10 protein-coding genes are annotated in these 14070 nt (G+C 61.3%); 7 read left to right on the plus strand and 3 right to left on the minus strand.

The genetic code is table 11. The features are described from left to right. Positions 1 to 190 precede the first annotated feature (190 nt). The 3 genes from DW180_RS07980 to DW180_RS07990 all read left to right on the plus strand — a co-directional run bounded on the left by DW180_RS07980 (position 191) and on the right by DW180_RS07990 (position 4050). The gene (locus DW180_RS07980; protein ID WP_118238343.1) at positions 191 to 2170 is read left to right on the plus strand and encodes a RecQ family ATP-dependent DNA helicase; all 1980 of its coding nucleotides are present in this window, start codon (positions 191 to 193) and stop codon (positions 2168 to 2170) included. Then, the gene (locus tag DW180_RS07985) at positions 2170 to 2937 is read left to right on the plus strand and encodes a GntR family transcriptional regulator (protein ID WP_233545229.1); all 768 of its coding nucleotides are present in this window, start codon (positions 2170 to 2172) and stop codon (positions 2935 to 2937) included. The genes DW180_RS07980 and DW180_RS07985 overlap by 1 nt, the downstream gene beginning before the upstream one ends. 144 nt (positions 2938 to 3081) lie before the next feature. Further along, entirely contained in the window at positions 3082 to 4050 is a 969-nt protein-coding gene (locus DW180_RS07990; RefSeq protein ID WP_118238344.1) for an SIS domain-containing protein, read from the plus strand. A 134-nt stretch (positions 4051 to 4184) separates the two neighbouring features. Here DW180_RS07990 and DW180_RS07995 read toward each other — a convergent pair whose 3' ends face one another. Next, on the minus strand, positions 4185 to 5162 hold the full coding sequence (locus tag DW180_RS07995) for an L-lactate dehydrogenase (RefSeq protein ID WP_118238345.1): 978 nt from the start codon (positions 5160 to 5162) through the stop codon (positions 4185 to 4187). A 211-nt stretch (positions 5163 to 5373) separates the two neighbouring features. Between DW180_RS07995 and metA the strand changes: the two genes are divergently transcribed. After that, positions 5374 to 6300 (plus strand): homoserine O-succinyltransferase, encoded by a 927-nt coding sequence (gene metA, locus DW180_RS08000; RefSeq protein WP_118206081.1) that lies wholly within the window; start codon positions 5374 to 5376, stop codon positions 6298 to 6300. A gap of 172 nt (positions 6301 to 6472) precedes the next feature. Here the strand turns inward: metA and DW180_RS08005 are convergent, their stop codons facing one another. Further along, positions 6473 to 7069: a 5-formyltetrahydrofolate cyclo-ligase gene (locus tag DW180_RS08005; RefSeq protein WP_118238346.1), complete on the minus strand. Its 597-nt coding sequence runs from the start codon at positions 7067 to 7069 to the stop codon at positions 6473 to 6475. Between the two features lie 210 nt (positions 7070 to 7279). On the opposite strand from DW180_RS08005, the gene DW180_RS08010 reads away from it, so the two are divergent. Then, positions 7280 to 8935 (plus strand): zinc-ribbon domain-containing protein, encoded by a 1656-nt coding sequence (locus DW180_RS08010; protein ID WP_158570966.1) that lies wholly within the window; start codon positions 7280 to 7282, stop codon positions 8933 to 8935. A gap of 326 nt (positions 8936 to 9261) precedes the next feature. Here DW180_RS08010 and DW180_RS08015 read toward each other — a convergent pair whose 3' ends face one another. Continuing rightward, positions 9262 to 12300, minus strand: coding sequence for an insulinase family protein (locus DW180_RS08015; protein WP_118238347.1), 3039 nt, complete (start codon positions 12298 to 12300; stop codon positions 9262 to 9264). Positions 12301 to 12781: 481 nt separating this feature from the next. On the opposite strand from DW180_RS08015, the gene DW180_RS08020 reads away from it, so the two are divergent. Next, positions 12782 to 13486, plus strand: a complete 705-nt coding sequence (locus DW180_RS08020; RefSeq protein ID WP_117563729.1) for a GntR family transcriptional regulator — start codon at positions 12782 to 12784, stop codon at positions 13484 to 13486. A 135-nt stretch (positions 13487 to 13621) separates the two neighbouring features. Next, positions 13622 to 14041 carry a PTS sugar transporter subunit IIA gene (locus DW180_RS08025; protein ID WP_117629024.1) on the plus strand — a complete coding sequence of 140 codons (420 nt, stop codon included), beginning with the start codon at positions 13622 to 13624 and terminating at the stop codon, positions 14039 to 14041. Positions 14042 to 14070 lie beyond the last annotated feature (29 nt).

The following is a 14070-nucleotide window of genomic DNA, read 5'->3' on the forward strand; positions in this document are numbered from 1 at the left end:
AGGAAGCGGCTCAGGGCGATATACGCCGTGATGCGCGACCGGGTGCCTTACCGGGAGTAGCCCCGACGGTTGACAAAACTATAGGAACACCCAATGACTACCCGCAGAATGAGCGTGGCTGATAGCCGTGCGGCACCGGTCCGCGTGGCGGCGTATAATCGGCGGCAGATGACTTGGACGTTAGGAAATCATGACCGATAGCATGCAGCAGATGGCGCTCGACACGCTCGGCGCCTATTTTGGCTACACCTCGTTTCGCCCGGGACAGGACCGCATGGTCGATGCGATTCTTGCCGGTCGCGATGCGCTGGGTGTTATGCCCACGGGCGCCGGCAAGTCCATTTGCTACCAGGTGCCTGCGCTCATGCTGCCTGGTATCACCTTTGTGGTGAGCCCGTTGCTGTCGCTTATGGAGGACCAGACCCGCGCGCTGCTCGCGGCGGGTGCGCGACCCAGCTATCTCAACTCCAGCCTTACGCCGGCTCAGCAAAATACCGTGCTCAAGCGGGCGCGCGAGGGCCGCTATCAGCTTATGTACGTGGCACCCGAGCGTCTGCTCGAGCCGCGCTTTTTAGCCTTTGCGCAGGAAGCCGCGGCGGACGGTGGCATTGGCGTGCCGCTCGTGGCCATTGACGAGGCCCACTGCGTGAGCCAGTGGGGCCAGGATTTTCGTCCCGCCTACCTGCAGATTCGTGAGTTTATCGATTCGCTGCCGCGGCGCCCCATCGTGGCGGCCTTTACCGCCACGGCGACCGAGCGTGTACGCGCCGATATCCAGCAAATGCTCGGCCTGCAAAACCCGGCGACCGTGGTGACGGGCTTCGATCGCAAGAACCTCTACTTTGGTTGCGAAGAGATGGGCGACAAGGCCAAGACCGCGTGGGTGCGCGACTATGTGATCGCGCATTCGAGCGAGAGCGGCATCGTGTATTGCTCGACCCGCAAGACGGTCGACGCGCTGGTCGCGGAGCTTGCCGAGGCACTGGGCCCCAGCGGCATTCGCGTTGGCCGCTACCATGCCGGCATGGGCAACGACGCCCGCCGCCAGAGCCAGCGTGCCTTTATCGACGACGACATTCAGGTGATGGTTGCCACCAACGCCTTTGGCATGGGCATCGACAAGCCCAACGTGCGCCATGTGATTCACAACAACGTGCCCGAGAGCATTGAAGCGTACTACCAAGAGGCGGGCCGCGCTGGCCGCGATGGCGATCCGGCCAGCTGTCACTTGCTGTGGAACGGTAACGATTTTCGCATGCGTCGCTTTTTGATCGACCGCGGCGATGCGGCCGACGAGGCGCTTGACGACGAGCAGCGCGCGTGGGCGCTCCAGAACCGTTATCGCCTGCTCAGCCAGATGGAGGGCTACTGCAATACCACCGGCTGCCTGCGCGAATACATGCTGCGCTACTTTGGCGACGAAGCCGCGGCCGAGCATGCGGTTGCGGCTGCTGCGGGCGGCACCGCAGACGACGCCGAGGGCTGCGGCAACTGCAGCAATTGCCTCACGCAGTTCGAGGTCGAGGACGTCACCGATATGGCCCGCGCCACCGTGCGCTATGTGGCCACGCGTCCCATGCGCTTTGGCAAGTCGCTCATTGCCGACGTGCTCCACGGCGGCAACACCGAGCGCATTCGCCAGATGCATCTGGACGAGGACCGCGGCTACGGTGAGCTGTCGAGCGAATCGGTCGGGCGTATCAAGGACATCATCGGCCAGCTGTGCGGCCGCGGTTATTTGGCCACCTCGCAGGGGCAGTACCCGGTCGTGGGGCTTGGCCCGCGCGCTGGCGAGGTCGAGGACGAGACGTTTGCCTTTACCGTTAAGCGCCGCGCGTCCAAGCGCAAGGCCTCGACCCGCGCCCGCCGTGCGGTGGATCTGCTGCGCGAGGAGGCCGAGCTGGATCAGCGCCCGCGCGTGGGCGACGATGCCGAGCTGTTCGAGTGCCTGCGTGCCCTCCGCAAGGAGATCTCGACGGAGCTGGAGATGGCACCGTATATGGTCTTTTCCGACAAGGCCCTGCGCGGCCTGTGCCGCCTGCGTCCACAGACGCGCGAGGAGCTGATCCAGGTCAACGGCATTGGCGAGAAAAAAGCCGACGCCTTTGGCGAGCAGTTTATGGCGGCGATTGAAGAATTTGAGTCCGAGCATGCGCGGGAGGGAGCGTAATGATGGCAGCCGATAGCAAGACCGAACGTTCCGAGCGCGCCGAGGTGCCCGCCGTGCCGCTGTACCAGCAGGTTATGGACGACCTAAAGGGCGAGATCGCGCGCGGCGTGTACGCATCCGGCTCGCGCATTCCTTCCGAGATGGAGCTCGCGAAGTCCTACGGCGTGGGACGCATCACCGTGCGCCGCGCCATCGAGGAGCTGTCGCGCGCGGGGTATCTCAACCGCCAGCAGGGGAGGGGCACGTTTGTGTGCGCGCCCAAGCTCAAGCGCAAGATTGTCCAGAAGGGTGACGTTCAGAGCTTTTCCGAGGGTTGCGCCGCCAACGACATGGTGGCCGGAGCACGCCTGGTGTCGCGCACGGTGGTTGCGGCGACGCGTGAGGACGCGGCGTTTTTTGGTGTGGAACCCGGCTGCGAGCTCATCGTTGTCGAGCGCGTGCGCACGGCCGACGGCATCCCCGTCATGCTCGAGAACAACGCCTTTGTGCTGGCTGACCATCCCTATCTGCAGACACTTGCCGATAAGGACCTCACGGACAATTCCATCTTTGCGCTCGTTGCCGAGCATTCGGGTCGCGCGCCGCTCAAGTCCGACCCCTGCACCGTGGAGATTGCGCTTGCCGATGCTCAGACGGCCCCGCTGCTGGAGGTGCCGGTCGGCGAGCCGCTCTTCTATATGGAGGCCTACTTTACCGACGCCGGCGGGCGCCCTCTACTGCTCGGCCGCCAAAAGATCGTGGGCTCGCGCTACGTGTTCGACATCTAACGTCCACAGATAGAACAATATAGAACAAGTTTGGTGAAATGACTTCACGGGCGTCGTCGTGCGTGCTATAAATAGGACAATATAGAACGACCGCAGGTACGAGCTGTAGTCGTTCAAAACCGCCACACAAGAAGGAGCATCAGCATGAACGCACATGATCTGGTTCAGGAAATCATCGAGCGCAAGGGTAAGATCGAGAATGTCTTTTGGATCGCTTGTGGCGGTTCGATGATCGACCTGATGCCGGCCAACGAGCTGCTCAAGCGCGAGGCCACCACGTTTACCTCGACGGTCTACACGGCACGCGAGTTTTGCCTGATGGCTCCTAAGAGCCTTGGCGAGAAGTCGCTCGTTATTGCCTGCAGCCACAGCGGCAACACGCAAGAGGTCGTTGACGGCTGCGAGATGGCGCTGGCTGCCGGTGCCGAGGTTGTTGCCATGACCGACTGCGAGGGCTCAAAGATCGATAACGGCAAGTGGACCACCTGGGTCTATCCGTGGGGCGAAGGCGTGCCGCAGGCCGAGGTCCCGCAGGGCATCGGCGCCCTGATTGCTGCCGAGCTGCTCGACCAGCAGGAAGGTTACGAGGCGCTTGCCGACATGTACGCCGGCCTTAAGCAGATGGATGCCCTACTGCCCGCTGCCCGCGAGAAGGTCAACGCCGAGCTGGGCGATCGCTTTGCTGAACTCTGCCAGCAGCACAAGTTCTTCTATATCCTGGGATCCGGCCCTAACTTTAGCCAGACCTACGCCATGGCCATCTGCTCGCTCATGGAGATGCAGTGGCAGCACTGCTGCTACATCCACTCTGGCGAGTATTTCCACGGCCCGTTCGAAGCCACCGAGCCCGGCGTGTTCTACTTTGTGCAGCTTGGCGCGGGCGAGTGCCGCCCCATGGAGGAGCGTGCGCTCGCGTTCCTCAACACGCACACCGATACGATTATGGTGCTCGACGCGCTTGAGTACGGCGTGGGCGAAGTGCCTGCCAGCGTGCGTTCGTTCCTGGAGCCAATCTTCTTCTACAACATGAGCTGCGAGCTGCGCGCCGCACGCGGCAAGGTGTTCGACCACAGCCCCGAGGTTCGTCGCTACATGGGCATCGAGCAGTACTAGGTACCGGGAAAAAAGTATCCACCTTCGATTCGCAAGCGAATAGCGTGCGTAAAAAGCGGGCCGCGCCGGGGATTTCCGGCGCGGCCCGCTTTGCATGGCGTCCGTATGAGCGAGGTGTCGCGTCAAGCGGCGGACTACTTCGCGTCGTAGGCCTCGGCGTCCCACCAGTCGAGCTGGGCGATGTTGTCGCGGATGTGCTGGCAGCTCTTGTGGAAGCCCTCGAGCTCGTGCTCGGACAGGTCGAGCGTGTAGACCTCCTCGACGCCCTCGGCACCGATCACGCACGGCAGGGAGGTAAAGATACCCTCCTCGCCATACTGGCCGGTCATGAGCGTGGATGCCGAAAGCACGGCGTGCTCGTTGTGCAGCACGGCGGCGCAGACGCGCGCGGCGGAGTTGGCAACGGCGTACTCGGTGCACTGCTTGCCCTGGTAGGTTACATAGCCGCCCTTGCGTGCGAGCTCCTCGATCTCCATGTGGTCGAAGGCATACTTGTCGGGGTTCTCGGCCTGAAGCTCGTTGAGTCTCTTGCCGGCGATGGTTGCGGCCTTAAAGGCGGCCAGCTGGCTAAAGCCGTGCTCGCCGATCATGTAGGCGTCGATGGACTTGGGGCTCACGCCGACCTTCTTGGAGATCTCGGTGCGCAGGCGGGCGGAGTCCAGGCCGCAGCCCGAGCCGATGATCTTCTTGGGATCGTAGCCGGTCAGGTGCCACAGCTCGGTGCACACGACGTCGCAGGGGTTGGAGATGCTCACGAAGATGCCGTCAAAGCCGGCGTCGACGATGCGCTTGGCAAAGGTGCGGGCGGCGTCGGTGGTAAAGAACAGCTCGCCGTCGCGGTTGCCGGCGGCCAGCGCGACCTTGCCGGCGGCGTTGACGATGACGTCGCAGCAGGCAAGCTCCTCGTAGTGGTCGTAGCAGTTGACGATCTTGGTGTTGTACGGGACAAACGAAAGGGAGTCGCGCAGGTCCTGGACCTCGGACGTCACCTTGGCCTCGTTGATATCGCACAGGTACAGCTCATCGGCAATGCCCTGCATGAGCAGACTGTTGGCAACATGTGCTCCTACGTGGCCCTGGCCGACCACACCGATCTTACGCGTCTGGTACATATATGCATCCTTTCGGCCGAGTTTTTCGCGTCGAACCATTGTAGCGTCCTGCTGTCACTTTGCTAGGCTAAAGCGCCGCAGATTTTTGGGACATGCCTTAATCTCTACTTTTGGAGTGATTTGGGCCGCTGGCGGTGTCTCGGAGCGATGTACTCGCGCGGATGGGGCCGCTCGTTGTACCATAACTGCAACTGACTCGTAAGGAGCATCCATGCCCATTCGCATCCCCGACGCCCTCCCTGCTGCCGCGCAGCTCGAGAGCGAGAACATCTTTGTCATGACCGAGTACCGCGCGCTGCACCAGGACATCCGTCCGCTGCGCGTGCTCATCCTCAACCTCATGCCCACCAAGATCGCCACCGAGACGCAGATCATGCGCAAGCTCTCCAACACACCGCTGCAGGTGGAGGTAGATCTGCTGCGCACCAAGACGCATGAGGCCACGCACGTAAGCGCCGGTCATCTGGAGACGTTCTACCGCACGTTCGACGATATCCGCGACATCCACTACGACGGCCTGATCATCACGGGCGCGCCCGTGGAGCAGATGCCGTTCGAGGAAGTCGACTACTGGCCCGAGCTCTGCCAGATCATGGATTGGTCCACCACGCACGTACACTCTACGCTGCACATTTGCTGGGGCGCGCAGGCGGGGCTCTACCATCATTACGGCATTCAGAAGTACGATCTACCGGCCAAGGCAAGTGGCGTTTTCGAGCATTATTTGGTGAAGCCGCAAAGCCCGCTGGTCCGCGGCTTCGACGACCGCTTCTATGCCGTGCATTCGCGCAACACCGATGTGCGCCGCGAGGACGTGGAGGCCGAGCCGCAGCTTGAGGTCGTGGCCGTGTCTGACGAGGTGGGGCTGTACATTGTCAAGTCGACGGACAGTCGTCGCTTCTTTGTCTTTGGCCATCCCGAGTACGATACCGACACGCTGCGCCTGGAGTACGAGCGCGACGTGAAGCGCGGGCTCAACCCTCAGGTGCCGGCGCATTACTTCCCGGGCGACGATCCCGCTGCCGAGCCGCGCAACGTCTGGCGCAGCCAGGCTCAGCTGTTCTACACCAACTGGCTCAACTACTATGTCTACCAGACCACGCCCTACGACCTAGCCCGCGCCGGCGAGGAGCACTAGGCTACGGCCGTGGCTGTGCTCGCGGCGTGACGAGCGTGGATTTTCGGACACACGAGCGTGGATTATCGGACGTTTGAATAATGAGCGTGGATAATCTCCCGTTTTTTGCCCCCGAACAGACCCAAAACGGGAAATTTTCCACGCTCATCTTGCGGGTGCGATACAACGGCATTTAGGCGCTGACGATGTTGGGCAGCGGCAGGTCGGGGGCGTCGGTGGGAACGTGGTCGACGCGCTGTTCGTCAAAGGCGATGCCGACGATTTGGCATGCGGGCGAGAGCATGGGTATGTAGCGGTCGTAGCAGCCTCCGCCGTAGCCCAGGCGCGCGCCAGTGCGGTCGAAGGCCACGAGCGGCACGACAGCCATGTCGAGCTCGGCGGCAGGCACAATGGGGAAGCGGTCGCTGTCGACGTCCGTGGCTGCGAAGGCCCGCGTGGGATGAGCGATAAACGGAGCCGTGGATACATCGCCGGCAGAGACTGCCCGCATGCACATGCGCTGGCCGCGTGCGGCGGGGTCGCTTGCCGAGAACATGCACGGATAGGCCACGCGCCAGTCGCGTTTGGCGGCCGCAGCGGCAAACGCGGCTGGGTCGACCTCGGAACCCATCGCGGCATAGACGGCAACGGTGTGCGGTGCCGCGGCACCCAAGCGATCCAGCAGCTCAACAAGCCGCGCGCATACAACAGCAGACTTCGCCGCCCGAACATCCAAATCAATAGCGTTGCGCCGGGCAATCACCGCCCGCCGCAACTCAGCCTTATCCATCCCAGTCTCATCTCCCAAACCTTCCAAAAAGGGACAGGTTTATTTTGGCAGGTTTTATCTGGGCAAACGCGACGGATTCACCCCAAACCGCCACAAAGGTGCCTGTCCCCTTTGTGGCGGTTTGGCTCCCGCTTGGCTTTGTTGCGCAACAAGGGCTGCATTTTTGGGTTTACCTTCAGGGTGGAAGGAATGAACCGAAAGGAACCCGCCATGTTTTGTCGCTCGTGTGGCACGCCGCTTGTCGACGACGCCCTCTTTTGCCCCGTCTGCGGCGCGCCCGTAGCACCCGACCAGGTCGCGGCCACGCAGCAACCCCAGCCTGCCGCGCCCGCTCCCCAGCAATACGTGCCCGTGCAGCAGCCCGCGCGGCGCAAGCGTTCCAAGAAGCCCCTCATCGCCCTTGCCGCGGTGCTTGCCGTGGCGGCGGGTGTCGGCGGTGGCGCGCTGTTCTACTTCACCCAGATCGCGACCACCCCAATTGACGAGAAAACCTTCCCGGACAGCGGCATGCGTGCGCTTGTCTCGACCAAGTACGACACTAACGGTGACGGCCGCATCTCACGCGACGAGGCCAAGGCGGTGACGTCGGTCGAGCTGGACGACATCACGTCGACGCAGGGCCTGGGCAAGGTGTTCCCCAACGTTACCAGTGTGGAAAATGGCGGGGACAAACTCGTCAACCTGGATCTTTCGGGCTGCGGCGACCTTAAGACCGTCGAGCTTAACTCGGCGAGTAATGTCACCGTCGTTAATCTGGACGGTTGCGACGACATCGAGAAGCTCGACCTCAAAAATGCCGAAAACCTTAAAAGCATCGATTTTTCGGGCAAAAAGAAGCTCGCCACGTTGGCGCTGCCGCAGGATACGAAGATTACCGGCATTAAGGACACACAGCTTGACGAGCTGTGGCTGCCGATGTCCTATGAAGGCACCGATAAGAGCGATGCGTACGGCGATATCTACGAGATCGAGCGTGACGAGAACGGTTACGTCACGGGCTTCACGTCTGCCGTCAAGCAAGGTGGCGGCGTAAGCTACAGCGTCGAGCACGATGAGTCGCATCGTATCTCTGAGATTGAGGAAGATCTGGCGGGCGGTTACGAGAACGTCAACACGTTTACGTACGACGCTGACGGTAACGTCACGCGCATCGACTGCGATGCCGACATTAGCGATTCGTCGAGCACCACGACGTTTACCTACGACGCGGACGGAAACCTGATCAACAAGACGACCCATGCGGGTTACGGCGAGAGTGCGAGCACGTATGTCTACCAGGACGGCAACATGGTGACCGACACCGATACCAGCCCGGGCAATCCTCGGACGGTCGTGTATTCGTACGGATACGACAAGGATCGCGTGACGTCCTTTACGCTGGACTGTCAGGGCGACACCGTGGGCACCAGGTGGACGATCACCGCTGGCTACGAGTATGACAAGGATGGCAACATTTCGCGTATCTCGCCTGTGGCATATGACTCGCACGGCAACGATTACGGCTCGCTGAACTCGTATGCCGCGGTGGATTATTCGTACAGCGACGGAAAGCTCGACAGGATCGATTCCGAGCGCGGCGGCTATGCGGAGTTTTACTACGACGACCACGGCAACCTGACGTCGGTCGACGAGTATGCCGGCCGCGGTTCGGATGCCGAGTTTGAGTTTGAGCACGAGGTCGAGTACCAGCGCTACTTCTGCAGCAAGCACGAGAAGAACAAGCCGGAGGAGTGGATTCGTCTGGATGCAGAGTACGACGTCGACCAGGGTAGCTGGAACAATGACTCCGATTATGGTCGTGAGTGCTTTGCAACCATGTACAAGCTCGATCCGCTGGCGGCAAGGCTGAACCCGTTCATCAAGTAACAGCCCACTCGCAAACCACCCAAAGGGGACAGGCACCTTTGTGGTGGTTTGGGCTGAGGCTAGCGTCCGTAGTGGTTTGTCTAAATCTGTAACAGTTACTCGGCAAAAATGGGCTCAGATGTTACAGATCGAGACAAAGGGCTGGTGTCATCCAGAACTGTCTCGATCTGTAACGTTTTGAGCCCATATTCCTGCCCAACTGTTACAGATTTAGACAAATCGGCGGGCGGTGCGGTGCATCCCGTGCCAAAGCCGGCTCGCTCCACCCCGCCCGTTAAAGAAAAAGGTAGATTTTTAGGCATGTCCTAAAAATCTACCTTTGTGCGTTAAGCGAACAGGTCGACGACGTTAAAGCCGGCGTTGCTCTTGGCGATGACGTCGCGGCCGCCAAAGACGCAGGTGGGCGACTCGGCTGCGATGCGCGTCACGTCGGCGCCGAGCGAGCGAAGCTCACCGGGCGTGGCAGCGAGCATCTGGGCGCGGCGCTCCTCGCGTGCGTGCGGATCGAGCCCGGCCAGGTAGGTCGTGTTGCGGCGCTTGGTGAGCGCGTACGGCTTCACCGGCGCGTCCATGCCGCTCACGCAGCTCACGATAAAGCCCTCAAAGGCGGCCTCGTCGGGCTCAAAGCTGCCAAGCCATGCACCCGCGCGCTCCACGCGCTCAATCGAAGGATCGATCGCCGGGTCGCGGTAGGTGTAGAACGCCGTCTGGCGCTCGCCGGCTGCGCGGAATCCGCAGCCGTACGCACCGCCCTTCACGCGGATCTCGTTCCACAGGTAGTCGTAGGAGAGCGCGTTGGCAGCCACGGCCCAAGCGCCTGTCACGTCGAGCCCCAAGCGACGCGGATCGCACGCACACGCGGCAAAGCAGATGTCGCTGGGGATCACGAAAGCCTCGTGGCGGTCGCACGGCGCCGGCACCACGAGCGCGTCGCGGCCGGCACCATCGCCCGCGCCAAGCCCCAGGTTGCCCGCGGCATCCCAGTACGCGTCAAAGTCCTCATCGCTGCCGGTAAAGCTCGCCATGCAGCCATCGGCCACAAAGATGCGGCCTGCCAGCTCGGCAAGCTTGGCGCGCAGGTCGTCCAGACGCTCGTCAAAGTGTTCGAGCAGATCGCGCAGGAACAGGTAGAAGTCTACGCCCGAGAGCTGTTCACGCACCACGGCAGAAGGCGAGCTGTAGCTCATCGCGCGACCGAGCGCCGCCGAGTGGCCGTTGTTGATAAAGCCCTGCTCAAGCCCAATGCGAATCTGCGTGAGCACGTCGCGCACGCGGTCGGCGTCGGCATCGAGCAAAAGCGTGCTCGACCACACCTCGCGCGGCAGACTCGCCAGCGCATCGATCTTCTCGGACAGGGCGCCGGCGCTCACCAGCAGGTAGGGGCGCACGCCGTCCACTTCGGGCTGCGTCATGACTTCGGTCGTAAAGCTCAAAAAGCCCAGCTTGCCAGCGAGCAAGTTGTCGAGTTCCTCGGCCGAGTGCTCGCGCGTGGGCAGCTGCTTAAGCAGGCGGCAGAGCAGCGTCACGTAGGGCAGGTCCTCAAACGCGACGCAGCTCAGGTCGAAATACTGCATGGCGTAGGCCAGGCGGTTGGTAGGGATGTCGTGGCGCAGACAGACGATGGGCGCGGTCGTGTCCACGACCAGCGGCGGCTCGGGGCGCGCCTCGCCAATGTCGGACACGCGCAGGCGCGGCAGCGTGGCCTTGGCCTCGGGCGTGTCTTCTGCCTCCTGCGCGGCACGCAGCGCGGCCGTGCGCTCGACCACGTCGGCCAGCTCGGCATCGGTCATGGCATCGCGCTTGGCTGCCAGCTCGGCGGCCTCGGCTCCCTCTGCGCCCTCGGCGGCGTCCACCGGCACCAGCTCGACCAGTGCCATGTGATCGTTCTGCAGCACCAGCTCGCGCAGCAGGTCCTCAAAGTAGCTGCCTTCCAGCTCGCCGCGCAGCTCCTCGTACACCGGGCCATACTTGAGCGCCAGCGTCGCGGCGTCGTCATCGTAGAGCCAGGTGCTCAGCGCGTCGCACGCAATGGCCACGCCGTCGGCGATACCGTAGTCGCGCTGGCGCAGGTCGTATTCGTTGCTGCTGATGATGGCCTCCAGGCGCTCGCGCGGAACGCCGCGCTCACACAGGTCGCGGCAGGCGTCCTGGAACACGCGGCGCAGCTCGCGCGCCACGCCGGGCTGCGCGTTTTGCAGCATGATGAGCTCGTAGGGCTGCAGGCTCTCGGCCGCGGTGTAGCTCACCACGTTGCCGCCCAGGCCGGCGGCCAGAATGGCCTTCTTAACCGGCGCTTCGTTGGAGCCCAGCAGCGCCTCGAACAGGATATCCGCCGCGATCGTGCGCTTGCGGTCGAGTGCGCTGCCCAGTACTAGGCCCAGGCCCACCAGGGCGTTCTCGGGCGTGGTGGCCATCTCGACGCGCTTATACTCGCAGGTCACAGGCGCCTGCACGTCCAGCGGATTGGGCGCCAGCGCGGACGGGTCCTCGCCGGCGGCAACGGCCGAGTCCATGCGGCGGCTCGCGGCACTCGGCTGCGACAGATAGCGCTCGTCCAAAAACGCCAGTGCGCGGTCCACATCCAGGTCGCCATAGAGCGTTATATAAGAGTTGGAAGGATTGTAGTGGCGCGCGTGCGTGTCCAGGAACTGCTCGTAGGTGAGCGCGGGAATCGCGCGCGGGTCGCCGCCGCTCTCGTGCGCATAGGCGGTGTCGGGATAGAGCGCGGCGTTGACGGCGTCGTCCAGCACGCTCATGGGGTCGGACAGCGCGCCCTTCATCTCGTTGAACACCACGCCGTTATAGCGCAGCGTACCCTCGCGCAGGCTCGCGGAGCTGTCGTCGCCCTCGCCCTCGGCGCCCTCCGGCAGGTCCAGCTCGTAGTGCCAGCCCTCCTGCTCAAAAATGGTGGGCTTGGTATAGATGGCCGGGTTGAACACCGCGTCCAGGTACACGTCCATCAGGTTGTACAGGTCCTGCTCGTTGGTGGTGGCGACGGGGTAGATGGTTTTGTCTGGGTAGGTCATGGCGTTGAGGAACGTCTGCATGGAGCTCTTGATCAGGTCGACAAACGGCTCCTTGACGGGGAACTTGGCCGATCCGCACAGCACCGAGTGCTCAAGAATATGGAACACGCCGGTGGAATCGGCCGGCGGCGTCTTAAAGCCAATGGCAAAGGCCTTGTTTTCGTCGTCGCACGCTAGGTACAGCAGGCGCGCGCCCGAGGTGGTATGGCGCAGTACGTAAGCGTCCGAGTCGAGCTCGGGCACGGTCTCGCAGCGCTCGACGGTAAAGCCGTGGCAGGTAGTGCCGGGCACCAGCAGCGCGGCAGCAGCGGCGCGCGGGTCGGTTGAGGTAGTGGACATATGCAGTCTCCTTTGACGCCCCAACGGGGGCGAATCGAGTCGAATCCTCGAGAGTATACCCATATGGGGCCTTCGACCAATCTGCGGGATGAGCGTGGATTTTCTGGCACACGAGCGTGGAAATTCGGACGTCTGCCGCATGAGCGTGGATTTTCGGACGAAATCGGCCGCCAAAAGCCCAAAAACCGTCCAAATATCCACGCTCGCGTGTCAAGTACGTATCTCTCACCTCACATTCATCTCTACGACGAGGGATGAATGTGAGACAGGTAGAAGATAAAAATCAATCGGCTTATCGGATGCATATACCGCCATCAGATTGAAGCTGTATGCGGAAATGGATGGACTCTACACCGTTTACGCAAAATAACCCCTCGTTTGCTAAAACATTATAAGAAATGGCGTGGAGTGCTAAAAAGTTCTAATACAATATAAGTCATTTATCTATAGGCTGCTGATTCCTTGTAAAGGTATGGTTGATATGGTTGAGGCAAATAGCGTTATCCCCCTGTACAAACAGATTGTTCGTGCGCTTTCTGATTCAATCGCCAACGGCACGTACCGCCCGGGAGATAAGCTTCCGACCGAGGCGGAGCTTATCGAGCAATTTGGCGTGAGCCGAATAACGGTTCGCTCCGCAATTAAAGAAATGGAAGATGCTGGGCTTGTTGAGAGGGCCCGCGGTAAGGGCACGTTCGTTTCGTCGGACACGCAGATGTATGCCGCGGACGACCGTGAGAGCTTTACCCATTCGTGCCAGCTTGCGGGCAAACAGGCGTCTACCAGGGTTCTCGAAATGGGCTGGGACTTCCCAAGTCTGCGAGACGCGAAGTTCCTGGGCGTAGACGATACCCAAAAGGTATTGCGTAGCCGTCGTCTGCGCCTTGTGGATGGCAAGCCCACGATGCTGGAAACCAATAGCTATTCCGCTGCGCTTTCTTTTTTGGAGCATGAGTCCCTCGACGATTCGCTGATGGCGGTACTCGATCGCCAGGGAATCAAGATGGGTCCCAACACGCGTACGCTCGAGGTCTGCTATGCGAGCGAGCTCGAGGCGGCATACCTTAACGTGGAGCTGGACTCTTCGCTGCTTCTGTTTGTCGATAGACGTTATGCCCCAAGTGGCGAGCCGCTTTTTATCTCCCGTCAGGTGTACTGCACCGAGCGACTGAAGTTCTATTTGTAAATTAGCGATAGATTGGTCGATTTACCGACCAATTGTTACCGTTCGCGGATTTGGAAAATAGACACACCACGTAGGGTAGATTGCTAATATACTTTGTTATGACAATATAGTACGTCCTATTGGTATTGGAGAACTATGAATAAGATATTGCTAGCGAGTCATGGTTATCTCGCCCAAGGCATGAAAAGCTCTCTGGAGATTCTGATGGGCACCAACGACCGAATCGAGTGCCTGTGCGCCTATGTCGATGACGATTCAAGGGACGTCGCGGCGTTGATTGATGCATGGATGGAGACGAGGGACCCTGCCGACTCTTGGTTTGTCGTGACTGACATCTTTGGCGGCTCTGTAAACAACGAATTCATTCAGAGGCAGACCGACGGATCGTTTACGTTAATCGCTGGAATGAACTTGCCGCTGCTGGTGGAAATGGTTACACAGCTGGACTCCCTGGATGCGGACAAGGCCAAAGCCGCGGTCGAGGGATCGCGTTCGTTTATTCAGCTTTGCGAGGCGGCGGACATGCTTGCCGGCGCCGAGGAAGAAGAGTTCTAGTTAGTTCTGGTTCGAGCCCTAGCTAGGGG

The sequence above is a fragment of the Collinsella sp. AM16-21 genome (genome assembly GCF_003471905.1).
Taxonomy (GTDB): Bacteria; Actinomycetota; Coriobacteriia; order Coriobacteriales; family Coriobacteriaceae; genus Collinsella.

Excerpts from the sequence above, each read along its gene's own strand:
- DW180_RS08005 (WP_118238346.1), bottom strand. The coding sequence starts at position 7,069 with ATGGATAAGGCTGAGTTGCGGCGGGCGGTGATTGCCCGGCGCAACGCT.
- DW180_RS08025 (WP_117629024.1), top strand. The coding sequence starts at position 13,622 with ATGAATAAGATATTGCTAGCGAGTCATGGTTATCTCGCCCAAGGCATG.
- metA (WP_118206081.1), top strand. The coding sequence starts at position 5,374 with ATGCCCATTCGCATCCCCGACGCCCTCCCTGCTGCCGCGCAGCTCGAG.
- DW180_RS07985 (WP_233545229.1), top strand. The coding sequence starts at position 2,170 with ATGATGGCAGCCGATAGCAAGACCGAACGTTCCGAGCGCGCCGAGGTG.
- DW180_RS08020 (WP_117563729.1), top strand. The coding sequence starts at position 12,782 with ATGGTTGAGGCAAATAGCGTTATCCCCCTGTACAAACAGATTGTTCGT.
- DW180_RS07990 (WP_118238344.1), top strand. The coding sequence starts at position 3,082 with ATGAACGCACATGATCTGGTTCAGGAAATCATCGAGCGCAAGGGTAAG.
- DW180_RS07980 (WP_118238343.1), top strand. The coding sequence starts at position 191 with ATGACCGATAGCATGCAGCAGATGGCGCTCGACACGCTCGGCGCCTAT.
- DW180_RS08010 (WP_158570966.1), top strand. The coding sequence starts at position 7,280 with ATGTTTTGTCGCTCGTGTGGCACGCCGCTTGTCGACGACGCCCTCTTT.
- DW180_RS08015 (WP_118238347.1), bottom strand. The coding sequence starts at position 12,300 with ATGTCCACTACCTCAACCGACCCGCGCGCCGCTGCTGCCGCGCTGCTG.
- DW180_RS07995 (WP_118238345.1), bottom strand. The coding sequence starts at position 5,162 with ATGTACCAGACGCGTAAGATCGGTGTGGTCGGCCAGGGCCACGTAGGA.